Below are 25,267 nucleotides of genomic sequence, written 5' to 3' on the forward strand. Positions count from 1 at the left end.
GGTATCTTTGCCCTTCGATCAACTGCTTGTAACTCATGGTATCTACTCTTGTTTTTTGGCGATTACAGAGTACCACCAACAGGCAGTTGATCTCTTCTCACCGTTTAACCATGAGTGGTGCACTTATTATCTGAATTCGGGGCTTAATTAAGTGGTCTATTTTGAGGCAATAAAACCGCGTTTATAACAAGGCAAAAATGTCGTTATTTAGGTGTTGCTCTGCATCCATGCAGTCATAAATCAGACATTTTTAACGCAGGTAGCAACAAGTTTAATCCCTCAAAATGATTAAGTATTATTGCAGGTTGGTATTAAACCGTTACCATATCTAAAAACTCACTAATGCTGTTAGCAAGTACATGGTGCGGTTTTTTGCCAACGTATTCTAAACACACCTGACCGTTTTCAACTAACACCGTAATCAGCAAATCATCTTGCTCTGTGAGGCCAATAAATACGGTCTCAGGCTGTTTTAACTTACGTTTCATAAGCACATGCCCGGTAATATTTTGTTGCAGGCGGCTAAAATCGTCTTCATTCCATGCTTGTAATAACTCAATATGATGATCGTTTATATTTAACAGCACGTTGCCTGCATAAAGGTGACCAAATAACGCATTTAACCCTTCAGGGAAGCGAAGCTCAAGTGCACTGGCTAGGTCATCTAAAGAACCTGCTGGCTGCTGCGCAACGGCACGCCATTGAATTAAACCTTGCTCGTCCACTTCACCGTGTTCACAAGGACTTGGCCAAGCGGTGTCATGTTCAATGACAGGAAGCTTTCCTGTACGCTCTAGGCATTTTTCACTAAATGCTTGGTGTAACTTATCCAGTTTTGAAGAAACAGACATACTGCGAAACTCATTAGCTTTAGGTATAATGCCGTTATTGTAACCACAAAAGTGTAAAGATGACAGATTACAGCAACTCCCCCGAACTGAAAAACAGCGTGCTTGGTAAGTCAACGGACTATGTTGATACCTATACACCTAGCTTGTTGTTTCCTATTGCCCGTAAACTAAACCGCGATGCACTCGGTGTGAGCGAAGATAACTTACCTTTTAAGGGCCAAGATATTTGGACAGGCTATGAATTATCATGGCTAAATAGTAAAGGTAAGCCGATGGTTGCTGTCGCTACATTCGTGTTTCCTTGCCAAAGTAGTCATATTATTGAATCAAAGTCATTCAAGCTTTATTTGAATAGTTTTAACCAAACTCGCTTTGCATCGACTGAAGAAGTGCACCAAGCACTTACACGCGATTTGTCAGCGGCGGTGAATGCAAACGTGAACGTTACTTTGTATCGTGCAGATGATCATAATTGCTTACCATTTAGTGCGCTACCGGGTGAGTGTATTGATGATCTCGATATTGAAATCTCAAGTTATGACATTGATGCAACATCGCTTTGCCATAGCCATGATGAAAAGGTATCTGAAACCTTACACAGCCACCTTTTAAAGTCGAACTGTTTAATCACCTCTCAGCCAGATTGGGCCAGCGTGATCATTCGTTACACAGGCCAAGCAATCAGTCACGAAGCCTTATTAAAGTATTTGATTTCGTTTAGAACTCACAATGAGTTCCACGAACAATGTGTTGAGCGTATTTACTGTGACTTAATGCAGCACTTAAACATTGATGAGCTTGAAGTGTATGCTCGCTATACACGCCGAGGTGGTTTAGATATCAATCCTTATCGCTCGACGAATCAAGACGCAACCCCCTTTAACGTGAAAATTAATCGCCAATAAGCAGAACTCAAGCAATAAAAAACCGAGTAAAACTCGGTTTTTTATTGCTTATCTAATCGTTAAGCAGCATTGCAGAAGAGATTAACGCGTCGATTTCTTTTTTAACAGCCCAGCTTCGTTACTCATCGTTGAAGATCGCAACATACGTTGGTGTTGTATTTGATTTACTCGCGCGATACATGCCAGCAGTATTAAACGGCAAACTAATATTGCCTTTCGTATCAATAATAATTACACCGCCAGTGCCACCAACAGGCATTAATACATCGTGGATGACTTCGTTACCCGCTTCAGCAATCGTTTTACCTTGGTATTTCACACGTGCGCAGATATCTGCGGCAACGTTGTAGCGAATAAAGTACTCGCCATGGCCGGTTGCCGACACAGCACACGATGCATTTTCGGCAAAGGTGCCCGCACCAATCACAGGCGCATCACCAACGCGTCCAAAGCGTTTAGCTGTCATTCCCCCCGTTGAAGTACCTGCCGCAATGTTGCCATTTTTATCTAGTGCAACGGCACCAACCGTGCCCATTTTGTAATTAACAGGTAACGCTTTATGTGCTGCTTGGTAATCTTTGCTGGTCACTTTCTCTTTATCGAGTTTTTCTTTGGCTTTTAGTAAAGCTTCATATCGGTTTTCGGTATCAAATAAATTATTTTCAACCAATGGCATGCCCTGAGTTTTTGCAAACTCTTCGGCTCCTTGGCCACTTAACATCACATGCACCGATTTTTCCATCACTAAACGCGCTAGATTAATGGGATTTTCAATATGCTTTACACCTGACACGGCACCGGCTTGACGAGAACGGCCATCCATAATTGACGCATCTAATTCGTGTGTCCCGTCGTAGGTATATACCGCACCACGCCCTGCATTAAAATAAGGTGAATTCTCAAGTACATTGATTGCCGCAGTGATGGCATCTAAGCTTTCTCCGCCTTTTTCTAACACAGAATAGCCTGTTTCAACCGCCTCTTTTAATTTTGCACGGTAGGCTTTTTCTTGCTCTGGGGTAAAACGGCTTTTCTCGATGGTTCCCGCTCCACCATGAATGGCAATAGCGAATGGTTGCTCTGCTGAGTAAGCAAACGTGCTTGTCGTTAACGCACTGAATGCAACGACTGAAGTGAGTAATGTTCTTAGCATAGTGGGCACTTAAATTGAGTGTAGTTTGTAAGCCCAATGTGAATAATTTACGACTGTTTTTCAAGCTTTAACCGACGAAAGAAACAAAAAAAGCGCCTAATGGCGCTTTTCTGTTTGCTGTTTAAAATTAAGCTTTAGCCGCTTTTAAACGCGCTAAACGTGCTACTTGATGAGTAGACGTTAAGAAAGAGTAGATAGGTGCTAGGTAACCACGTTTACGAAGGTCTAAGAACTCTTCATCGCTTAATGAGTTAAGTTTTTTCTCATCAACAAGGTAGATACCGTTAATGTCTTTCTTCTCACCTTTGATTTCTACTGTTAGCGTTTGTGCTACAAGTAGTTCTTTATCTGCAAGGTATTTAGTGAATGCTTCAGTTACTTGAGAAAACTCGATGAAAGAAACAAGCGCTTCTTTACGACGTTTAAGGTACTCAGTTTCTTCACCATTTTCGAAAAGTGCATTACCAGTTTCTTCGCTAACTAAAGGGCTTGCTTCGTCGATAACGATGCCAAATTGATCAGCTTCTGGGTGCTTAACAAGACCCAGTGGGTAGCGAGTCATTGCCATTGGTGCAAATGCAGCTGTCCACTTGTCGTCTTGAATGAAAAGGTTTTCACCTGGCTCTAGACCAAATAACGCAACGGCTTGAAATTGACCTGACTCGTTGTTTTTAACAAATGCCATTGGGAATTCATTTGCGATACGTGCAAATTCGTGTGCAACCACAGGAACTAAATGCTGAGTTTTCATGAACTCAATGTTGATGCCGTTTTGAATTTTAGTGTTGGCATGTTTTTCGTTATGTAAAGGCTGTACTTGTTGCTCCGCCATGATACTGCTCCATTAAATTTTATAATATGTTTTTTGCTGTTAGTGCCCAAAGCCTATAGGTTTTGGCAACAAAAAGGAAGTGAAAATTTTGTGGCAGTTTGTAGCAATACAAGCAACCCACTGGTAACAAAATACACTACAACTTTTTAGATGGCATCAGCAGAAAGGTTTATTAGGCGCTGGAATTGTCCAAGTGACATTAAATGCGCATATATAGCTTCTAGCATGCCATTTTTTTGCAACATTAAAAGGTCATCATCACCTAAAGACTTAAGAAGGTCGCGATCTACCGCATAAAGTCCTAAGATTTGTTTTTTATTACCGTCACCAAGATCATACTTAAACGGAAACTCTGCCAATAAACCTAATTCACGTAACTTATTTAAAAAGTATTCTGACATCGCTTCTTGTTCTGCTATGTTTTTAAGTTGGGCTTGTTTCGATCTTAAATAATCTGATGGTTCGCCGTTAGCATTAAAAAGCGCTATACCTTCTTGCTCATCATTTAAGGCTGACGAGTTTACGGCCATCATTACATCGCCATTTTCCCCTTTAGCTAGTGAAAATGGGTACTTTGAAATATGTTGTGGTATATAAATCGAATCAAATTTCCCTTTTTTCATGAATACATTTTTACCCGCTTCAAGCCCTAATACAGCAACCATTAAGAAGCGTTCTTCATTATTGGATGACTTCATAAAACAAATGGGAAAATTTAGGGCAACCTTAGCCAATTCACTTGGTATCACATTAATTACATGTTGCGACGCAATATGGGGATAATATATATCAATATCTATGTGATAATTTTGATGCTGATCCACACTAAAAATTTCATAAACCTCTGACATAACTCGCTCTTTAATTGTTATAATTAATTTTAAATTAACATGTATTATCGGCCATTAAAAGCATGGAATTAAACAGAATAAAAGCAGAAAGCACAACCCAACTTAAAAGCCATTTAGAATCATCAGAAAAGCCTGTAATTATAACAAATCTTTTTAGTGATTGGCCTTGCATTTCTTTAGCGAAAGAGTCGCCACTTAAATTTTTAAGAAGTCTAATGTCGCAAGCCAATAATGTGAATGTAGATACATTATTAATTAGAAAAGAACACAATGGAATAATCGGTTACTCTGATGAGAGCTTTAACAATCATACTTTTACTAAATATGAAGTACCCTTGCAATCAGTTTTAAAAAGGTTGACTATTGATTACAACAAGGTTGATATCGATAGAGTCGCGATTCAAAGTGCATTATTATCTGAATGCCTGCCAAATTTTAGCACCCTTAATCCATCACCTGATTTCTTAGAAAGTATTACACCTGGAATTTGGTTAGGTAACGAAACCACAGTCCCTGGGCACTATGACACAGAGCACAACATAGCACTAAACCTTTGTGGTAAAAGAACTTTTTATTTACTCCCAACGCATGCTATCTCTTCTTTGTATCTAGCACCGATTGACCGCGCAATCACAGGACCAGCAATAAGTTTAGTCGATTTTGAAAACCCAGATCTAGATAAGTTTCCTAAATTCAAGTCTGTCCAAAATCAAATAGTTACAGCAAATTTACAAGCTGGTGAGGCATTATATATCCCTCCTTTATGGTGGCATAATGTAAAAGCTAAAGATAAATTTAATATGCTAGTTAACTATTGGTGGAAGGATGATTTTTTATTAAAAAATACGACTCAACAACCTTCTGATAGTTTACTACACACATTATTAACGATAAGAAACCTGCCAAAAAAACAAAAATCCGGATGGCAATCTATATTTAATTATTACATCTTCAATAATGATGAAAATACTTATGAAAAAAATAATTACAATGGAATATTATCAGCAAGCAAGGATGATATAAAAGATATTGAAGAAGTCATAATAAAAAGAATTAACAAACAAAAACGCCGCTAAAGTTAGCGGCATTTTTATTTTTAACTATTAATATTAGAAGCGGAAATTCGCACCTAATACAAATCGACGACCATTTTCATAAATTGATAAAACACGGTCTTTACTTGTATTATACTCAACCACTTTTTCATTAGTTAAGTTAATACCTTCAAAAACAACTGAAATATTATCGGTGACATTTACAGTTGTACTGAAGTCTAGTTGACCATAGTCATCATTCCATAGCTCTGCGCCTGAAGAGTGTAAACCTTTGTACCATTCAGTGCGGTAGTTATACATCGCGCGAACTGAGAATAAGTCACTTTCATAGTATGCCGAAGCATTTAACATATTTTCAGATGCCCCCAAAACTAAGCCTGAACCTGGGTTATTAACATCACGTTCGCCATCATTATTTGCATCTGTGTAAGTATAGTTAGCTGATATACCAAAACCACTTCCTAAATCATACTGCAATGTAGCTTCTAAACCTGTTGTTGTACCACCTGGGCCATTTTCAGGACGTGTAACTCTAGCAGTAACCCATTTATCAGTTTTTTGGTCATAAAAATCTTGATTGTATGTACCTGATGTCTGATAGCTTTCAATATCTTTGTAGAATAGCGTAATGGCAAAAAGTGATGCATCATCAAAATAATATTCCCATGCAGCATCAAACTGATTTGCTAATTGAGGGTCTAAATTAGGGTTACCCGCTTGTGCTGTTGGGTTATCTTCCTCTAAATCGCCAGGTGCGGTAATTGGTGAAATATCAAAGAAGTTAGGACGAGCCATCGTTCTTGCCGCTGATAGACGCACAATTTGGTCTTCCGCTAGATCATATGACAAGTTAAAGTTAGGAAGAATTTCCGTATAACTGCGAGATTCAGTTACCCATTCAAGCGTTGACGGAACTAAATCTGGGTTTAACCCTGGGTTATCAACTGTTAATAGGCCAGATGAATCCGAAGAGAATAAGTAGCCCGAAGAGTCTTGTTCTGTCTTCGCGACACGAACACCTAGGTTACCACGATAATCATCACCAGAGAAATCACCCTGTAAATAGAATGATGTTTTCTTCTCTTCAACCTCAAATATTTCACCTAGCACTTTATGTGCAGCATATGATGCGTCTGGACCTAAGCCAAGTTCAAGCATTTTAGCGCTGTTATGTGTTAATTGCTGTGTAATATCACCATTAACAACATCAGCACCTACACTATCAGATCCTAAAGCAAGATCACACTTAGCCAAAGTAGGACAATCAGTGCTAATGATTTGAGTCATGTAGTTAGGGCTTACACCATCATTTGCATAACCCCAATGCCAACTGTAAGCTTCTCTATCTTGAGTACGCTTCTGATCACGATACTTAACACCCACTTTAACAGCAGTAAATGCCCCCATATCTACTGGAATATCAAAGTCTACTTGAGCATATGATTCTTCATCTGTAGTAGGTTTATTCCCCCCCCAAATCCAACCACCGTTAAATTTAGAAGGATCTGTACCATCGATGCCTGCATTAACTGTAGGTGTGCTTCCCGTTAAATCGAAATTGTAATTACCTTGCCCACCATACTCCCAAGACGTTTCATTCAAAGTACCACCTTCTGCTTCAGTAGTACCTAATTCAACGTTCATATTGAAAGAATCGGTCGCAAAATCAATATCTAAATGAATTGAGTTAGTGTCGGTGCTTGAAATACGGTTTATATGATTCCAGCGAACATCAGTACCACCACTACCATATACAGCATTAGCTCCTTCGTAACTCAAAGTAGCGTTAGATGCTGGATTCATAAGTAAGTAGTTTGAGTTTGTGTTATTCACATCCATATTTGAATCTAAAATATTTAGAGTCGCACTAAATGAATCGGATGGCGCAAATTGAATTGCACTAAAAAATGTTGTTCTTTCACGATCTTGACGGAATACTGGTACACCCATGGTACGTGGTGTATACGTACCATCATCTTGCGCATCCCAACCAAGAACTTCAAAACCTTCACGGCGCACAGTACGATCTGATTTAGAACCCGAAACTAAGATACCAAACTTTTCATCTTCATTTTTCCAAGAAAATAAACCTTCAATTAAAGGGTCATGTTTTTCAGATGTTTCTGAATATTGACTCTGAAGATTTATATAGGTCGTATTTGCATCTAAGTCTAGAGGTTTACGAGTATGAAGAATAACTGTACCACCGATTGAACCTTCGTCTAAACGTGCTTCTGGTGACTTATATACTTCTAAGTTGCTAACAAGCGAGGAAGGAAGCATAGTAAAGTTAAAGCTACGCGAAGGATTATCTAGAATAAACCAATCTGCAGTACCAACGTTTTGACCATTTAATAACGTACGGTTTTTAGTTGGATCTGAACCACGTACCGTAATTTTTTCACCTTCACCAAACTCACGGCTTACACCTACGCCAGTAATGCGTGAAAGTGACTCGGCAACATTTTTGTCTGGAAATTTACCAATATCTTCAGCCGTGATTGAATCTACTACAGCATTGGCAAAGCGTTTGTTATTAATATCAGATTTAGCTGAAGCACGAATACCACGTACTTCAATAACTTCAACGTCTTCTTGAACTTTTGTTTCATCAGCTGCATATGCAGCGCCAGTGAACCCGGCACTCATTACAAGACCGATATTAACTGCTAATAAGCTTTTCTTAAAATTTTTAGCTAACACAGGATTCCCCTTGAATCATTTTGTTGGTTTTTATATCACTTCTGCCCAGTGATGATGACAACGCTGTCATCTAGTAACAAACCATACACTCTAAATTACATTTGTGCTACATCTTTTTGGTGAATTTGTGCAAAAAATTGGCAACAAATAAACAAAGTTATTGATATAGAAGAAAATTAATTATTAGATATTTAAGAATTGTTACATTTAAACGGCGCAAATATAACATGAGTAATGAGGCTGATGACAAGTCACAAATGATAACTTTGTGAAATTGACATCATTTTTTGGACTTTTTTGTAAGCTTAACTTGCCAGTGACCACTTATTAACCATAACAAAAAGTTATAATAAACCACTGTTTTTACAATATGTTAGAATTAAAAAAACGTTCTATTTTGGAACAGCACTGTCACTGGAAAAGAAATGTTAACTTTTTTCAGGGCAGAAAGAGTCAAGGGTTATGGTAATAAAAATCAATATCAATGACATCGCTGTCATTTTTAAGTATAACGAGTCATTCTTACGATGTCTATCGTTTTTATATTTTGTTATTGAAACAAAAAAGCGAGCCTAAGCTCGCTTTAAATACAGAGATGTTGATTAGAAACTAAGGTGCCCAATAAACTTCAATATTAATTGTTGGATGGTTAAGAACTGCTCTAAGTGGCATGTCTGCAACATCACCACCCTCTTTCGCTTGTTTGTATACAGCCAGTTTTTCTTCACCACTGATCAACAGCTTAACCACTTTTGAATGAGCAATCGCTGCAAGCGTTAATGTCATTCTTTCAGTAATTTTACCTGTCACATCACTTTCAATCGCATTTATTGCACACACCAAATCATCAGTGGCAAGCCCATGCTCTAATCCATCAGCGTGTGGAAACAACGATGCAGTATGGCCATCTGGCCCCATTCCCAAAATGGTTACATCAAATGGGCGCTTTAATGTCTGATAAGCAGCTTCACATTGAGCAACGCCATTGTGTGCTGTTAACGCATCATTTTTCATTGTAATGAAATTAGCGGCTGCGCCTTTGTTTTGCAATAAGGTGCTGTTGATAAATGCTTCGTTACTTTTGTCATGTGAGGCATCAACCCAGCGCTCATCGACCATTGCAACATCAATATTTTGCCAATCAAGATCAAGGTTAGATAAATGCTTATACGCAGGTGCAGGTGAAGAACCACCCGATACCATCAATACAGCACGGCCATCATCTTTAATGCCTGCAACTAAACGTTGCTCTAAACTTGCTGAAAGCTCAGCTGTTAATTCGTCTTTGCTTGCAAAGAATTTTTCAACAATTGTAGCCATCTTAATTATGCCTTGTCGCCAGTGTTAAACCATACATGGTTATTTTCTTCGAGTAGCTCATCTGCATCTTCTGGGCCCCAGCTACCTGCACGGTATAACGATGGTGCCCCTTTTTCTTGCCAGCGTTCGATAATTGGATCAATCCATTTCCACGCTTGACGAACTTCATCACGATGGATGAAAAGTGATGGATTATTTGCTGCTGCATCTAACATTAAACGTTTATAGGCATCAGAATGGAAACCATTGCTGTAAGCTTGTGATAATTCAATGTTCATTGTCACAGGCTCTAATTGCATTTCAAGGTTATCAAGACGCTTCGACATCAAGGTTAACTGAATTGTTTCTTCAGGTTGTAGTCGGATCACTAAGCGGTTCGGCTCAATATTTCCGACTTTATCGCTGTACACATTGTGCGATACTTTTTTGTATTCAACGACAATTTCAGCACAACGCTTCTTCATGCGTTTACCTGTACGAAGATAAAATGGCACACCCGCCCAACGCCAGTTGTCAATGTGTGCACGAATAGCAACGAAAGTTTCTGTTTTACTTGCCCCTTCGTTTAACTCTTCTAAATAACCAGGGACGATTTTACCGTCAAGGTTACCTGGTACATATTGTCCTCGAACAATATTTGCATCAACATCTTCTGCAACCAATGGACGCAGTGATTCAAGTACTTTTAATTTTTCAGTACGAATGCTATTCGCTGTTAATTTATTTGGTGACTCCATCGCCACTAAGCAAAGTAACTGCAACAAGTGGTTTTGTACCATGTCACGCAAAGCACCTGCTTTATCATAAAAACCAGCTCGGCTTTCAAGACCCACAGTTTCAGATAAGCTAATTTGAATATTGTCGATAGACTTTGCATCCCACATATTTTCAAATAATGAATTTGAAAAACGCAGCGCCATTAAGTTTTGTACGGTTTCTTTACCTAAATAATGATCGATACGGAAAATTTGCTCTTCAGTAAAATACTCAGCGATTTTGGCATTAATTTCTTCTGCAGACGCACCGCAATAACCAATTGGCTTTTCTACAACAACACGTGAAGTTTCCGTGATAAGCCCTTTTTTAGATAAAATTTCACAACAACTACCGTACACGGCAGGAGGAAGCGAAAGATAAAAAACACGAGACTTGTCGGTATCGTGTTCATCTAAAATATCTCTTAATTTATCCCAGTCATCATCGGCTTCTGTCACATTAGAGACAACGGGTACTAAATATGCTGAAAAGGCTTTCCAGTCTTTTGCGTTAAACTCGCCTTTTCCTAAGAAGTCTTGTAATGCTTTGTGCGCAGTTTCTATGTATTCTTCACATTTGCTTTGCTCACGTACGGTAGGAAGGATACGTGAACCTTGAGGAAGGTTGCCCTCTTGATAAGCGCGATACATGGCAGGAAGTAATTTGCGTAACGCAAGATCACCACCGCCCCCAAAAATTACGATATCAAATGGATTTAGCATATATCACTCTCTACATTGGCAATGCCATTTAGTTCACTTCATGTTGTATGGCAGTGCGTATTGTTATACGGATGATTTGGCCGTGTTAGCAGGTTCCCTTAACAAAGCCTGTTGAATTTTTTTGTAAGTAGCTTACTCATTATTCTTATAGTGTGCTGAAGTAAATGAGTCTTAGGGGCTCTGTAAATCCTCTCACAAAAATACAGGCCCTAAGAACTCCAGCGCTACCCGTTCAAAGGTATTTTTTTTGCAGCAATGCTGCGAATCTGTTACTGCTTACGATGTGTTTTGTAGTAAGCGATCAATCCGTTGGTTGAGCTGTCATGAGGATGGCTCACTGAGTCATCACATAATTCAGCTTCAATTTTAGAGGCAAGTCCTTTACCTAGTTCAACGCCCCATTGGTCAAATGAACAAATTTCTAAAATAATGCCTTGGCAGAAAATCTTATGCTCATAAAGCGCAATTAAACGACCCACTGTTTTTGCATCTACTTTGTCTAGTAGCATTGACGTTGTTGGGCGATTGCCTTGATGAATCTTATGATTCAGTAATTCTGCAATTTCGGCTTCAGATTTACCTTTCGCGGTCAAATCTGCTGTTACTTGCTCTGCATCGACACCGGCCATCATGGCTTCTGTTTGTGCAAAGAAGTTTGATAATAAAATATCATGGTGTTTGCCAACATTCACTTGCGGCTCAATTGACGCAATAAAGTCAGCAGGCACAATCACATTACCTTGGTGTAAACATTGGTAAAATGCGTGTTGGCCATTAATACCTGTCATACCCCAAATGATTGGAACTGTTGTATACGGTACAGTGTCCCCTGCAAAGTTAACATGCTTACCGTTACTTTCCATTTCGCCTTGCTGTAAGTACGCAGGTAGCATATGCAGTGCTTGATCATACGGTAAAATAGCGTGCGACGTATGACCTAAAAAGCTTGTATTCCACACACTTAAAAGTGCCATTAATAAAGGAATATTAGTTTCAAAGTCAGCATTTTTAAAATGCTCATCAACTTCAAACGCACCTTCTAATATCGCTTCAAACGCGTCGAAGCCTAGGTACAACGCGATTGGTAATCCTATCGCACTCCATAAAGAAAAGCGACCACCGACCCAATCCCACATTGTGAATACGTTTTCATCAGCAATACCAAATGCAGCTGTTTTTTCTAAATTTGTGCTCACTGCTACAAAGTGCTTAGCGATATGCGTTTCTGCCTCTGCCGCTTGTAAAAACCACTCAACAGCCGTTTTAGCATTCGTCATCGTTTCTGACGTAGTAAATGTTTTCGAAGAAATCACAAAAAGCGTGGTTTCTGCGTCTAATTCTTTTAAAACAGATGCAATCTGTACACCATCAACATTCGATACATAATGCACGTTTAACGTATCGTCAGCGTAAGCGGCCAATGCTTCAGTTGCCATTTGCGGTCCTAAGTTAGAACCCCCGACACCAATCGCGACAACATCTTTCACTGCTTTGCCAGTGTAACCACGCCACTCACCGCTGCGCACCTTATTTACAAAGGTCTTCATTTTAGCCAGTTCTGCGTTGACTGCATCGGTCACATTCTCACCATCAACCACAATAGCCGTGTTTGCACGATTACGAAGAGCGGTATGAAGTACGGCACGATCTTCAGTGATATTAATTTTTTCACCACTGAACATTTTTTCACGCCATGCACTCACATTGCACTCTTTGGCTAATGAAATGAGCTGCTCAAAAACCGTTTTATCAATATGTTGCTTTGAATAATCAAATAATACGCCTGGGATTTGAGTAGAGAATTGTTCGAAACGCGCACTATCTTCGGCAAATAAATTTTTAAGATGAATTTGTTTCATCTTCTTTGCACTTTCTGACAGTGCTTGCCAACTAGCTAATTGCGAACGGCTGCTCATAAACATAATCCCCTAAAAACTTACAACAAACTGATTTAAAACTATCTTTTTATTAATTTAGAATAAAGACAGCAACTAAAAACACGAAGTAAAATAACACTAAGTTAAAATGACAACGCTGTCAATGTTCTACTTTTACATTTTATAGTCGAGATAATAGCGCAATTTTTCTCTTTTGACACCGGTATCATAAAAATTATCTCAATTATTTTACTGCTAATTTGGTAGAACATTAGATACACTAAACAACTTATATTAAATATTAATGTACTTAAGTAAGAAAAGCGTGCAGGAGCACATCTTTCGAGTAATATTATAATACAATTATAACGAACTATAAAGTAACCGTATGAAAGTAACCATAAATGATGTAGCTAAACTTGCGGGTGTTTCTATGAAAACCGTTTCGCGAGTGATCAATAAAGAGCCATCGGTCAGAAAAAAAACGTATGACATCGTGATGGACGCTGTTAATACGCTTAACTACCAACCTAATCTTGCAGCTCGAAATCTTGCGGGTACATCTTCTTTCACTGTCGGCTTAGTGTATGACAACCCGAATGCCTATTACGTTATCGATATGCAAAATGGGGTTTTATCTCGTTGTAAAGAAGAGGGCTATGAACTTGTAATCCACCCATGTAGCTACACCGACAGCAATATGGAAGCAGATTTTAAGACCATGATAAAACGCTCTCGTTTAGCTGGTTTAGTCCTCACTCCCCCACTATCCGAGCAAAATAGTATTATTGATATGCTCGATGAAATGGGTATCCATTATGTGCGTGTATTATCTGGCCGCCCTACAGACGAAGACCAAGATACGTGTATTTATGTGAACGATTATGAAGCTGCGTATGAAATTACTGCTCATTTATTATCGCTTGGTCATAAAAACATTGGCTTTTTATGCGGCGACAAAGAGCATAAGTCAACCACTGAGCGCTTAGAAGGCTATCAAGCTGCGCTAAAAGATCACAACATCACGCTCAACAATGCACTGGTTTATGAAGGCCAATATTCATTTGAATCAGGCGTTGAAGGAGCCAAAGCGTTACTTGGTGAGAACAACCCACTGAAAATTACTGCGCTTTTAGGCGGAAACGATGAAATGGCAGCCGGTGCGTTGTTCGCGTCTCGGCTAATGGGAATTGAAATTCCAGAGCAATTATCAATCACCGGGTTCGAGGATTCACCATTCTCGCGCCAAACATGGCCTAAACTAACAACCGCGCATCAGGCTAATGATGTGATTTCACAACATGCAGCGCGCCTGTTATTCAGAAAAACACGTGGTGCGCGCAATCAAGATAAAGACATTATTACCACATTCACCCCTTCGTTGGTGATACGTGAAAGCTCAGGGCCTAACAGCGCCTCCTGATAAAACACATCAACTATACAAAAGCCGCTATAAATAGCGGCTTTGTTTTTTATAACTCAATGGTGCTGTGTCGCGCTAATACCAGTTCGCTTAATTCAGTGGCCTATTTTGAGGCAATAAAACCGCGTTGATAACAAGGCAAAAATGTTGTTATTTAGATGTTCTCGGCAATTGCTTCTGCATTGCTCTGCATCCATGCAGTCGTAAATTAGGCATTTTTAACGCAGGTCGCGACAGGTTTAATTCCTCAAAAATTAAGTATTATTGCTGATTGGAATTGATCAGTGCGAGTCCGCCATTCAAGTTATAAACATGTTCAAACCCTAATTGCGATAAATTATTTGCAGCCTGCTTTGAGCGATTACCGCTGCGGCACACTAAAATATAATTTTTCGCTTTATCGAGTTGTCCTTGCACTATCGCATTTGCCATACGGCTCAATGGAATATTGATAACTTTCGCGTTCTCAACATTAAATACCTCAGCAAGATTAGCCACACCATGTTCGTAAGGTTCACGGGTATCAATCAAATAGGTTGCTTGATCGCCTAACATAGCTTTGGCATCCGTTGATGTAAGCTGTTTCATTGGCGTGCTTTCAAGCACATCAACGTAACCACACAATGGGTGACTTGTGTGCTGCTTTTGTTGATCGGCTTGCTGCTTTAATTCAATAAATTCAGCCTCACTTAACTGCCCATTAAGCAACGTCGCTAATAAAGGAGTCGTCGCTTTTTGTGCATGCCAATCCATCGCAAAGCATTGCTGGTAATCATGTCCCGAGCAAATTAGCGTAGTATCATCAATCAGGGTAGCGAGAGATTTTAATGATTGCACCATTTGTGCCGTATCACTGCCACTAATTACTGTGTTACCTAACCCACCAGGAAGAATTAAATCACCGCAGAAACAATAACTAACATCATTTGTTAGGCTATTTTCGAGTAAATAGCTCACACTGTCTTGGCTGTGACCCGGTGTCGCGACTTTACGTAAACGCGCGGTATTAAGTGCTATTGTTTCATCATTAACAGGCCAGCCTAATTCGTCTGTTTCATTGCCTACGTACTGCTCTGCTAGTTCTTTAGCAAGTAAACAGCGAGCAGATAAGCGTTCTTGATGTTTGTGTGTATCTAAAATAGCTTTAACTAACAAACCTTGTGTTGCGACAATTTTAGCCATTCGCGGTATCAGCTCAATAATTGGATCAATCACAACTGCGTGCTTATTGCTATCAACGTATAACCAACAACAAGCCGCTTGATGACGCAATTGAGTCAAACCAATTGCACAGACCTCTTGTTGAGGTGAAGTGCTGTCCGAAACCACCAAGCAATTTGCTTCAAGAATAGGTTTAAGCGAGCGGATCTTATCGCAGGCATAATTAATTTCTTGCTCGGTTACCGCTGGACCAAATGACATCCGAATTGCATTTTCACTCTGCCAATCAGATGCGCCCATTGCATCAAGTACAAAGCTGCGATTCGCACCAGAGCTACACGCAGAACCACCACTAACACGAATACCCGCAGCATCAAATAAGTCCATCACCTCTTTGCTGGTTAATTCGTTCACAGCAAAATTTAATGTCGTTGGCACTGAATACTCAAATTCATGATTAAACGTAATACTGCCAAACGTATCAATCAGTGCTTCATGTAGCTGCTTGCGAAAAGCATGTAACTGCTCTAGTGGTTTAAAGGTGTGATTATCTTTATCAAGCAATAACGAAAACAACTCGTTCAGGCCAGCAATACCCGGTAAGTTTTCTGTGCCAGAGCGCATGCCGCTTTCTTGACCACCACCGGCAATAAACGGAGTGTATGCACTGCCTTTACGAATATATAGCACCCCAATGCCTTTGGGTGCATACAGTTTATGGCCAGAAAAAGGCGCATAGTCTATTGTGGTTTGGCTTAAAGCCAAACGGGTTTTACCTAAAGCTTGAACACAATCGACCATCCAAGCGACGCGCGTGTTTTCACTGCGGATCACTTGCTCGATAGCCGCTAAGTCTTGAAACACACCCGTTTCATTATTGACTGCCATAGTGCAGATCATTAGAGCATTTGCAGCATGCTTGCGGATGAACTCATGATCTAAAATGCCGTATTTATCAACCGGAATAGCCAACACTTGCGCATTAATATCCAGCACATTGTTCCAGTGCTTTAGTGTATTTGGAACCGCTTTGTGCTCTGTGGCGCCATAAAGCAGCACTGGATTTTCAATTTGATGATTTTTTGCCGCTATTAATGTCGATACAACAGCAGTCTGAATACCTTCGGTTGCTCCCGAGGTAAACAATATGTCGCCATCAGACGCCCCAATCACATCACGTGCTTTGCTTCGCGTTTGTTCTAATAGATATTTTGCTTGAATACCTGTGATGTGTGAACTCGATGGGTTACCAAAACAGACTTGCATTGTATGAGACACTACATCTGCAATTTGAGGAAGTACCGGTGTCGTTGCGTTTGCATCTAAATAAATCTGCTGATTAGCATCGTCTGGAAGAAAAAAATTTGCCATGAAAAACGCACCATATTACTAAAAGATATATCTTATAACCTATTTTACATTTTTCACGTGTAAATTATAATAATCAATTAGTCAGTAAAGTGCGTTTTATATAGCTTTTAATACTAAGCTAGCTAGGAGTAAGGTCGACCTGCTTTGATGACCAGGCATTAATTAGTGCTTTAACAAGCGATGCCAGCGGTATCGCAAAAAACACGCCCCAGAATCCCCATAAGCCACCAAAAAATAAAACCGCAACGATTATAAATACAGGATTCAAATCAACAGCTTCCGAAAATAACAGCGGAACTAACACATTGCCATCGAGCGCCTGAATAACCCCATAAATAATAAGGATTGTCCAAAACTGGGTCTCTAAACCAAATTGGAATAGCGCAACAGCCGCAACCGGAATCGTCACCAAAGCAGCGCCAACAAATGGAATAAGCACCGATAAGCCCACTAAAACGCCAAGTAATGCTGCATAACGTAAATCAAGCACCGCAAATGCAATAAATGAAGCAGTACCGACAATTAAAATTTCAAACACCTTGCCACGAATGTAATTCATGATTTGCTGATTCATCTCTTGCCATACTTGGATAATAAGGCGGCGTTGTTTTGGAATTAATCGTTCAGCACTTTGTGTTAATTCTTGCTTGTCTTTAAGCATAAAGAAAACTAACAGTGGCACCAAAATCAGATAAATAAGCCAAGCAGCCACATCTTTTAACGACGTTAACGAAACCGACAGCGCAAGTTGACCAAATTCAATCACTTTTGCTTCAACGCTACTGACTATCGACTTAACTTGTTCAGAGGTAATTAAACTGGGGTAATCTTCAGGTAAATGTAGTAGCAGTGCTTTCCCTTTTTCTATCATGTAGGGGGTTTCTTGCACTAAATTACTGGTTTGCTGCCAAAGTACAGGCCCCATTCCAATTAAAATCATGATCATCAAACCGCTAAATAACAGCATCACTAAAATAGAGGCCGTAAAGCGCTTCATGCCTAGCTTTTCTAAATGAACAACAGGCCAATCAAGTAAATATGCAATGACCAGCGCAACCAACACCGGCACAATAAGAGAGCCAAAAAAGTAAAACAGCGCCACCGTTGCAATTAGCAGCAACAATAAGGTGACCGAATGGGGGTCGGAAAATTTATTTTCGTACCAAGCTTTTACATATTCAAACACGAATTGGCTCCACAATGAGTACACCTAATTTTAGGTCAATTTTAAAATGGTAATGATGTTTTTCTAAAAATCGCTGCATATCCTCACTCGACTCAGCAGCATTAAATGTAAAAGTAACTGATTGATTGGCAGATACTGCCTTATTTAACCCTAATTTAAACTGAATAAACTGTTGCGGGCATTTAAATGGCCGCAAATCACACATCAACATAACGAATCAACTACGTAATTTATATGAATAATAAGTATTAGATCACAGCACTCATTAAAAAATAAGTCTTTATAATGAGTAATAAATCATTTTTTTCTTAAAACACGCAAAGCAATAGTTTATCCTTATCGGATACCGGATAGTAAAGGAAACACGATGCCTGGCTCGCATAATAAAGCGCAATTACCAGCGAATCCAACTCTTAAAGAGATTAATTGGTTTAAAAAACAAATAAACTGGGGGGAATTACCTCCATTTTATCACATGGTGGCATCTTCGGTCAGCGAATCGGAAGGTATTTTAGATCATGGTTTTGACAATGCAGTAAAGCGGCTTATCGACCCGCGAAATTGGAATCTTGATATACTTGATGGACACGAAACAGAATTAGGCGAAATAGTGTGTAATAATAAGCCGCGCCTTGCTTTGCACCAAAGCTTCACGGACCGAGGGTTCGAGCTGTGGGCTTATCCTTATGCAAAAGATGTCACGGTCGATCAGTATATTAAAGATAATCGCTTTATGGAGTTTCGTGTGTGGGATCCACATACTATGAAAAATCTGATTCGTATCAATCAGCTACATAAATTTATTGCATTTTACTTTGAACGAGGCGATAAAGCAGATAAAGCACTGATCCTTCATGCTCATAAAGTTGTGCATAAAATCATAACTTTTTTACAACGGGAGTTGAACGTTGTTAAGCTAGATGGAGTCACAATAAAAGATTTCTATCAATTGTGCGAAAAAGATAGCCGTGCATGCAGCGACGAAATTGATATAGCCAAAGTCATGCTAGGTGAACAAATCAACAAGGAATAAAATGCGAATAAAATCAGCCTTTATTACACTATGCAGTGCATTATTAACGTTTTCGATACTGCATAGTGAGCCGTTGAAGGCACAAACAAATTTTAAGCTTCCAGATTTAGGTACCTCAGCACTGCAAGCATTGCCGATTGAAAAAGAGCAAGCAATCGGCGAAGTTATGATGATGCAAATTCGCGGCTCATCCCCTGTCGTATCTGATCCGGTACTTGATGAATACCTCACCACTTTAGGCCGTCGATTAGTGGCCAATGCCAATGATGTGCGTTTCCCCTTTTCATTTTTTTGGATCGACAACCCCGAAATAAATGCGTTTGCTTTTTACGGTGGTCATGTTGGTGTACACACGGGTCTCATTGCACAAGCCGATAATGAAAGTCAATTTGCCTCGGTACTAGGTCACGAGATTGCACACGTAACACAACGCCACTTAGCGCGTCGTATTCAACAACAACAAGACAATAATGCTTTAACCATTGCCGGTATGATTGCTGGTATTTTAGCAACCGTCGTTGCTCCCGATGCCGGTATTGCTATTATTTCAGCTAACCAAACACAAGCGGCATTTAGCCAACTAACACACAGCCGAGCTGCAGAACAAGAGGCTGACCGTATTGGTATGCAAACACTCAATAATGCCGGCTTCGATCCGCGCCAATCGAGTGAGTTTTTAACTAAACTGGCTGCACAAATTCGTTACAAGTATAAGCCACCGGCGTTTTTGTTAACTCACCCATTACCTGAAAGCAGGGTGTCTGATGTTCGCCTACGTGCCGAGCAATATCCAAAAAAACATTTCGAAGACAGCCTCGAGTTCAATTTAGCAAAAAGCCGAGTTATTGCTCGCTATTACCAGAAATCAAAAGCTGCTGAAGACTTATTTCGTAAGTTAATGCGTGAAAATACCGTACACAACACCGCACTGAAATACGGATTAGGCATTAGTTTGTTAGATCAAAAAAAGCTGGATGAAGCAGCCAATATTCTTGAGCCTTTACTGAAGGAAGACCCTAAAAACCTATTTTATATCGACACCCACACTGATTTACTTATTGCACAAGGCAAAGCCGCTGAGGCTGTGACGTATTTAGCAAAACTGGATGTTGATAGGCCAAACAATCAAGTAATTACCCTAAACTACGCAAATGCAGCAATTGAAGCAGAACAATACGAACTCGCTGAGCGTATTTTAAAATCGTTTTTATTAGCAAAGCCAGAACATAACTTAGGGAAGCAATTAATTGCCTCTGTTTATAAAAAACAAGAAAATATGGCGTCATATCATGAAGCAAATGCCGATGTACTTGCCCAGTATGGAGCCTATTTAAAAGCCGCTGACGAAATTCAAAAAGCGCTTAATTTTGTTGAGCCTGAAGAGCTCGTTAAGCAACAACGCTTAAAAGCACTTCTAACACAATATCGTCAACTGCAAAAAGAACTAGCGAGACTTTAAGTCTCGCCACGCTTGCCCTAAAATAAACCAAATTCATAAATTTAGAGAACACACCATGTCTGTTACTATTTATCATAACCCACGTTGTTCAAAGTCACGTGAGACACTTGCCCTACTCGAAAGCAATAACGTACAACCTACCGTGGTTGAATACTTAAAAACGCCACTAGATGAAGCGCAAATCGCAACGCTTGTAGACCAGCTTGGTTTTTCTTCTGCGCGAGAATTAATGCGCACCAAAGAAAATATCTATAAAGAACTTGATTTAAAGAACGAGCAAGATGAAAGCAAACTGCGTGCTGCAATGGTTGCTAATCCTAAATTAATTGAGCGTCCAATTGTTGTAAATAACGACAAAGCAGCCCTAGGTCGTCCACCTGAAAACGTATTAAGCGTGCTTTAATGACAACCAATATTGTTGTTTTATACCACTCAAGCCATGGTTCTTTAGAAGCCATGGCTCATGAGATTTGCGATGCCATTGAGCAGCAAGGGGCAAACGCCTTATTGCGTACGTTTGTACAACGTCAACCGCACGACATCGTGATCAGTAAAGATGATTTGATTAACTGTGATGGCCTTGCGTTTGGCACTCCTACACGCTTTGGTATGATGGCCTCACAAGCAAAAAGCTTTTGGGAAACAACCAGCGATTTATGGCTTAAAGGCCAGCTGATTGATAAACCTGCTTGTGTCTTCTCGTCATCAAGTAGTATGCATGGTGGAAACGAAGCCACACTGCTTAATTTATCATTACCACTGTTACATCACGGTATGATGTTGCTTGGTGTTCCCTATGACGTACCTGAACTGCTTGGCACCGAAACAGGGGGTACGCCTTATGGCGCAACACATGTCGCGGGTAGTAATAACAGCAATGTTCTAAGTAAAGACGAAATAAAAATTTGTCAGAGTGTTGGAAAACGTCTGGCACTGATTGCGAGTAAATTACAATGAGCTCAGAGTCTGAGTTAAACCACCCTGTAGCCAAAAAGCCGATTACAAAGCGTTTTCAACGTTTTGCATTAATTGGTTACATTGGTTTATTAATTTTAATGCCAATTTGGTTGTTTTTAATTGCACCACGAGAAGGCCACAGCAACGCATTTATATTTGTTGTTTATATTGTGCCATTGCTATTGCCATTAAAAGGAATTATTCAAGACAAGCCCTACACCTACGCATGGGCTAACTTTATTGTCATGTTCTATTTTATACATGGCTTTACCTTGCTTTGGGTAGCCCAAGATCAGCTTATTTGGGTGTTACTTGAGTTAACCTTTGCAAGCCTCATGTTTATTGGTTGCACTTATTATGCACGCCATAGAGGGCAAGAGTTAGGATTGAAAATTCGTAAGCTCAAAGAAGAATTAGCAGAAGAAAAAGCCGCCCACGAAAGCGAGTCTAAAAAATAGCAAAAACGGCAACCAAGGTTGCCGTTTTTTTATTGAAATAAAAGCGGAAACTCAACACTTCTGTACTTATCCCAATTCAATTCGGTTAATTAAATGAGCAGTGTTGAGGCTAAAACGTCGCTGATAACAAAGCAAAAAAATCGTTATTTAGTTGTTCTCGGCAATGGCTCCTGCATTGCTCTACCTCCTGCATCCATGCAGTCGTAAATCAGCAATTTTTAACGCAGATAGCGACAGGTTAAACCCTCAAAATGATTAAGTATTATTACGAATTAATGGTATTAAACAAGCTCTGAAAGTGTCGCTAATGCCACAATGCTTGCCAAACCAACTTGTGCGACCAAACTAAACAACGAAAACATACGCAGTAGAAAGAGTCCCCAAGGGTGGCGTAAATGTGGGTAAAGCGCGCAACGCTTTAAGCTCGTTGCAAAGAAAAAGCACATGATGGCAAGCAAGGTAAAGCTCAGCGTTAATTCACTTTTTATAGCAATGCTATCATCAAAAAAGAAGAACAACTGCACAGGGAAAAGCAAAGTGACGATGGCATGCAGCAAATGCACTTTTTTCACACGTTCGAACTGCCCTTCTGGTGAAAGCTCTTTAATCCCAAAATCGCGCTCTAGGCATTTTACCAAGTTATCTGCTTTTATACTGACGGCTAAGCGATAACAACTTAAACCTTCGTTATTACGGACACGAAAATCAAACCCCGATTTTAACAAAAACACTAACAAAGGTTCACTTTGGGCAAACACGGCATAATGTAATGCGGTATTACCTTTGTTATCTTGTCGCGTTTTATCTTGATGTTCGAGTATCGTTTCAACAACATTTACGTAGCCTTTTTCTATCGCCCACATAAACGCAGTTTTACCGTTTTCGTCAGCAAGTGTGCCTGTTGCCCCTTGCTCAATAAAGCGCTTTGCCATTGTTTGCTTTGCACTTTCATGACTTAAATGCGCTAACAGCGCTTGCTCAAGTAACGCGACAGAATCAACGTCTGGCGAGACCAACTTCAATAACGTAAAGTAGTCTTCCCCTTGCGCGACTTTATCTGCTGCAAGGCTGGTTAAATGTTCCAGGTCAGCAACCGTTTCAGGGATAAAGCCACTAAGACGATCTCTAAAATCCACTTCAGTCCACAGCTCAAGCACGTCTTGTGCAGACATTTTTGCACCTTGATTCAGCACATGCTCAATCACCGTAAAATAGCGACGATTGAATAGCTGGTGAATAAGTGTAATCGGTGTTTTAACCGCTGATTGCGCAAATGCACTGGCGTATTTTTCAAGACGCTGGCAGAGCATAAGTACAAGGCTTTCTGGGGTGTAATCGTTGTCTAGAAAATGCGTTTTCATTGCATTTATATAGTGCTGCGCAGATTCATCAAACTCAGAAATATGCTGAAAGTAGCACTCTTCAAAAGGCTCAAGCGGTGTTAACCAAGTAAGGTAATAAATAGGTGGCAGAACCGTCGTGCACACACCGTCATCTTCATTTGTTGAACGACATGCAGGCCAAGCTTCTAAAGCATCTAAAATATAAGCCCCGTTTTGCTCAGCTAATCCTTTGATCAGTAACGGGTATTCCTTCGGCCAAATCAGTACATTTTCCATTAAAAAAACACAACTCCGCTGCACATTATTCGAGGTCTTATTAAGCACTCAGTTATAACAAAATATAACTGACACTGAGCTTAATATTGCGACCAAAAAACGAGTATCTTGACAGATACTTAGGTTAATAAGAAAAGTAGCTTGATTCTACCACAGAGGGTACGAGGTGCTAGCGCAAAGTAGGTGATTTTTAAAGAAAATAGAAAAGCAGTGGCACACACACGGAGCACACTGCTTGGTTGGAGACTATATAAACTTATTTACTGGCTAATTCGTGTGTTACTTGGTCGATGCCTACTTGGCTAATGCGTTGCAATACTTCTTTTTGCTTTGCACTTAAGAGCGAAATACCTTCAGCAACGATATCGTAAACTTTCCATTGCTTGTCTTTGCCTTGACGCAACTTAAAGTGTAAATCAATGGCTGGGGCATTATCGTCAACAATTTGCGTTTTCACTGTTGCATAATCACCATCGACTAACTGAGATTGATCGAAAATAACTTTTTGGCCGGTGTACTTCATAAGCGCACCCGCATAAGTCACCGTTAAATAATGCTCAACAGCAGCAATAAACTCAACAGCCTGTTCGCGGCGTAAACCTTTAATATGCTTACCTAGCAGTTTGTAAGATACAAATTTAATATCCATGTGTGGCAGTAAACGTTGCTCTACAATACTGCTCATTGCTTCAGGGCTTGCATCACCTTTGGCATTCACATTGGCGATATCAACAAATAAATCGGCTGTTACTGATTCTAATAACTGCTTTGGCGAACTCACATTACTGGCGCTTACACTGGCCGTAAAGAGTGTTGCAATTAGCAAGAATGAATTAACTAATCTGGTCATTGTGTGTGCTTCTGGATCAAAAAATTTTCGCTAATATACCGATTACTACCCCAAAGAAAAAGAACCAATACGACACCTTTTTAATGCCAAAATGACACCAATTAGTTTTTATTAGCATTTTCATATAATTACTTCTAAAACCACGAGCCTGCACAGCGTCTGTGTATTTTCGCACATTGAAAACGGCTCCCCCCTGCCCTTATCTACATTCTCACAGTCACAAAGAGAAGTACCGATATGAAAAAAATGCATCAATTAAAAACCCTCATACTTTGCGCAACGGCTTTGTTCGCAGGCCCGCTTTATGCAGCTTCAAATCATGGTTATGCAATTGATTATATTCAAGGTGAAGGCGACGTGAAAGGCATTAAATTAGCCTACCAATATCATATCCCGAGCGAGAAATTACCACTCAAGTACGGCCGTTTATACTTCGAATCGAGTTTTAACATTTGGCAATACGGTAAAGAAAACAATCATCAAACTAACGTAGTGTTAGCAATGTCACCCGTGATTCAATACCCCGTGTTCAATGTTAAAGGTATACCGGTGTCAGTTGAGTTTGGTATAGGCGTCTCAATTTTAGATGACATATATGGACGCTCCCTTGAAGTCAAGACGAGCTAATGTATAAACATCAAAATTGATGCCTTTATTTTATTATCATGTATCTCATATCACAGTAATGATGCGTCACAAGCTTGCTGAAAAGCAAAGGTACTGAC

General features: G+C 39.8%; 21 protein-coding genes. 9 read left to right on the forward strand and 12 right to left on the reverse strand.

Features of this window, described 5'->3' with window-relative positions; all coding sequences use genetic code 11:
- Nucleotides 1-311 precede the first annotated feature (311 nt).
- Complete coding sequence (gene syd / locus JIG41_RS03320; protein ID WP_118844162.1) at nucleotides 312-851, reverse strand: SecY-interacting protein; 540 nt, start codon at nucleotides 849-851, stop codon at nucleotides 312-314.
- 59 nt (nucleotides 852-910) lie between these two features.
- On the opposite strand from syd, the gene queF reads away from it, so the two are divergent.
- A complete protein-coding gene (gene queF / locus JIG41_RS03325) occupies nucleotides 911-1,756 on the forward strand; it encodes an NADPH-dependent 7-cyano-7-deazaguanine reductase QueF (RefSeq protein WP_036969589.1) in 846 nt (281 codons plus the stop codon).
- Between the two features lie 118 nt (nucleotides 1,757-1,874).
- Here the strand turns inward: queF and JIG41_RS03330 are convergent, their stop codons facing one another.
- The 3 genes from JIG41_RS03330 to JIG41_RS03340 form a co-directional block, all read right to left on the reverse strand.
- On the reverse strand, nucleotides 1,875-2,909 hold the full coding sequence (locus tag JIG41_RS03330; RefSeq protein WP_199524254.1) for an isoaspartyl peptidase/L-asparaginase family protein: 1,035 nt from the start codon (nucleotides 2,907-2,909) through the stop codon (nucleotides 1,875-1,877).
- Nucleotides 2,910-3,036: 127 nt separating this feature from the next.
- Nucleotides 3,037-3,741 carry a SapC family protein gene (locus tag JIG41_RS03335; RefSeq protein ID WP_036969596.1) on the reverse strand — a complete coding sequence of 235 codons (705 nt, stop codon included), beginning with the start codon at nucleotides 3,739-3,741 and terminating at the stop codon, nucleotides 3,037-3,039.
- A 146-nt stretch (nucleotides 3,742-3,887) separates the two neighbouring features.
- Complete coding sequence (locus tag JIG41_RS03340; RefSeq protein ID WP_199524255.1) at nucleotides 3,888-4,592, reverse strand: SapC family protein; 705 nt, start codon at nucleotides 4,590-4,592, stop codon at nucleotides 3,888-3,890.
- A gap of 62 nt (nucleotides 4,593-4,654) precedes the next feature.
- On the opposite strand from JIG41_RS03340, the gene JIG41_RS03345 reads away from it, so the two are divergent.
- Nucleotides 4,655-5,668 (forward strand): cupin-like domain-containing protein, encoded by a 1,014-nt coding sequence (locus JIG41_RS03345; protein WP_199524256.1) that lies wholly within the window; start codon nucleotides 4,655-4,657, stop codon nucleotides 5,666-5,668.
- Between the two features lie 33 nt (nucleotides 5,669-5,701).
- Here JIG41_RS03345 and JIG41_RS03350 read toward each other — a convergent pair whose 3' ends face one another.
- The 4 genes from JIG41_RS03350 to pgi all read right to left on the reverse strand — a co-directional run bounded on the left by JIG41_RS03350 (nucleotide 5,702) and on the right by pgi (nucleotide 13,064).
- Nucleotides 5,702-8,350 carry a TonB-dependent receptor gene (locus tag JIG41_RS03350; protein WP_199524257.1) on the reverse strand — a complete coding sequence of 883 codons (2,649 nt, stop codon included), beginning with the start codon at nucleotides 8,348-8,350 and terminating at the stop codon, nucleotides 5,702-5,704.
- Between the two features lie 609 nt (nucleotides 8,351-8,959).
- Nucleotides 8,960-9,670: a 6-phosphogluconolactonase gene (gene pgl, locus JIG41_RS03355; protein WP_036969607.1), complete on the reverse strand. Its 711-nt coding sequence runs from the start codon at nucleotides 9,668-9,670 to the stop codon at nucleotides 8,960-8,962.
- A gap of 5 nt (nucleotides 9,671-9,675) precedes the next feature.
- Entirely contained in the window at nucleotides 9,676-11,148 is a 1,473-nt protein-coding gene (gene zwf / locus JIG41_RS03360) for a glucose-6-phosphate dehydrogenase (RefSeq protein WP_036969609.1), read from the reverse strand.
- Between the two features lie 269 nt (nucleotides 11,149-11,417).
- Entirely contained in the window at nucleotides 11,418-13,064 is a 1,647-nt protein-coding gene (gene pgi / locus JIG41_RS03365; protein WP_199524258.1) for a glucose-6-phosphate isomerase, read from the reverse strand.
- A gap of 349 nt (nucleotides 13,065-13,413) precedes the next feature.
- Here pgi and JIG41_RS03370 point away from each other — a divergent pair, with 349 nt between their 5' ends.
- Nucleotides 13,414-14,448: a LacI family DNA-binding transcriptional regulator gene (locus tag JIG41_RS03370; protein WP_036969611.1), complete on the forward strand. Its 1,035-nt coding sequence runs from the start codon at nucleotides 13,414-13,416 to the stop codon at nucleotides 14,446-14,448.
- A 261-nt stretch (nucleotides 14,449-14,709) separates the two neighbouring features.
- Here JIG41_RS03370 and JIG41_RS03375 read toward each other — a convergent pair whose 3' ends face one another.
- Nucleotides 14,710-16,980 (reverse strand): aminotransferase class V-fold PLP-dependent enzyme, encoded by a 2,271-nt coding sequence (locus tag JIG41_RS03375; RefSeq protein WP_036969612.1) that lies wholly within the window; start codon nucleotides 16,978-16,980, stop codon nucleotides 14,710-14,712.
- Nucleotides 16,981-17,098: 118 nt separating this feature from the next.
- Nucleotides 17,099-18,166 carry an AI-2E family transporter gene (locus JIG41_RS03380; RefSeq protein WP_036969615.1) on the reverse strand — a complete coding sequence of 356 codons (1,068 nt, stop codon included), beginning with the start codon at nucleotides 18,164-18,166 and terminating at the stop codon, nucleotides 17,099-17,101.
- A gap of 367 nt (nucleotides 18,167-18,533) precedes the next feature.
- Here JIG41_RS03380 and JIG41_RS03385 point away from each other — a divergent pair, with 367 nt between their 5' ends.
- From JIG41_RS03385 to JIG41_RS03405, 5 genes are read left to right on the forward strand one after another with little or no spacing between them, the layout of a single operon-like run.
- Nucleotides 18,534-19,199, forward strand: coding sequence for a hypothetical protein (locus JIG41_RS03385; RefSeq protein ID WP_036969618.1), 666 nt, complete (start codon nucleotides 18,534-18,536; stop codon nucleotides 19,197-19,199).
- A gap of 1 nt (nucleotide 19,200) precedes the next feature.
- Entirely contained in the window at nucleotides 19,201-20,658 is a 1,458-nt protein-coding gene (locus tag JIG41_RS03390) for a M48 family metalloprotease (RefSeq protein ID WP_036969619.1), read from the forward strand.
- A gap of 55 nt (nucleotides 20,659-20,713) precedes the next feature.
- The gene (gene arsC, locus JIG41_RS03395; protein ID WP_036969622.1) at nucleotides 20,714-21,061 is read left to right on the forward strand and encodes an arsenate reductase (glutaredoxin); all 348 of its coding nucleotides are present in this window, start codon (nucleotides 20,714-20,716) and stop codon (nucleotides 21,059-21,061) included.
- Complete coding sequence (gene wrbA / locus JIG41_RS03400; RefSeq protein WP_036969628.1) at nucleotides 21,061-21,615, forward strand: NAD(P)H:quinone oxidoreductase; 555 nt, start codon at nucleotides 21,061-21,063, stop codon at nucleotides 21,613-21,615. The genes arsC and wrbA overlap by 1 nt, the downstream gene beginning before the upstream one ends.
- Nucleotides 21,612-22,073, forward strand: a complete 462-nt coding sequence (locus tag JIG41_RS03405; protein ID WP_036969630.1) for a DUF2069 domain-containing protein — start codon at nucleotides 21,612-21,614, stop codon at nucleotides 22,071-22,073. The genes wrbA and JIG41_RS03405 overlap by 4 nt, the downstream gene beginning before the upstream one ends.
- A gap of 281 nt (nucleotides 22,074-22,354) precedes the next feature.
- On the opposite strand, the gene JIG41_RS03410 is transcribed toward JIG41_RS03405, so the two are convergent.
- Both JIG41_RS03410 and JIG41_RS03415 read right to left on the reverse strand, forming a co-directional pair.
- Nucleotides 22,355-23,692, reverse strand: a complete 1,338-nt coding sequence (locus JIG41_RS03410) for an ankyrin repeat domain-containing protein (RefSeq protein ID WP_036969633.1) — start codon at nucleotides 23,690-23,692, stop codon at nucleotides 22,355-22,357.
- A gap of 256 nt (nucleotides 23,693-23,948) precedes the next feature.
- A complete protein-coding gene (locus JIG41_RS03415) occupies nucleotides 23,949-24,542 on the reverse strand; it encodes a phospholipid-binding protein MlaC (protein WP_036969635.1) in 594 nt (197 codons plus the stop codon).
- 237 nt (nucleotides 24,543-24,779) lie between these two features.
- On the opposite strand from JIG41_RS03415, the gene JIG41_RS03420 reads away from it, so the two are divergent.
- A complete protein-coding gene (locus JIG41_RS03420) occupies nucleotides 24,780-25,169 on the forward strand; it encodes a hypothetical protein (protein ID WP_199524259.1) in 390 nt (129 codons plus the stop codon).
- The last annotated feature ends 98 nt before the right edge of the window (nucleotides 25,170-25,267 follow it).

Source organism: Pseudoalteromonas sp. bablab_jr011 (assembly GCF_016464045.1).
GTDB classification, from domain to species: domain Bacteria; phylum Pseudomonadota; class Gammaproteobacteria; order Enterobacterales; family Alteromonadaceae; genus Pseudoalteromonas; species Pseudoalteromonas lipolytica.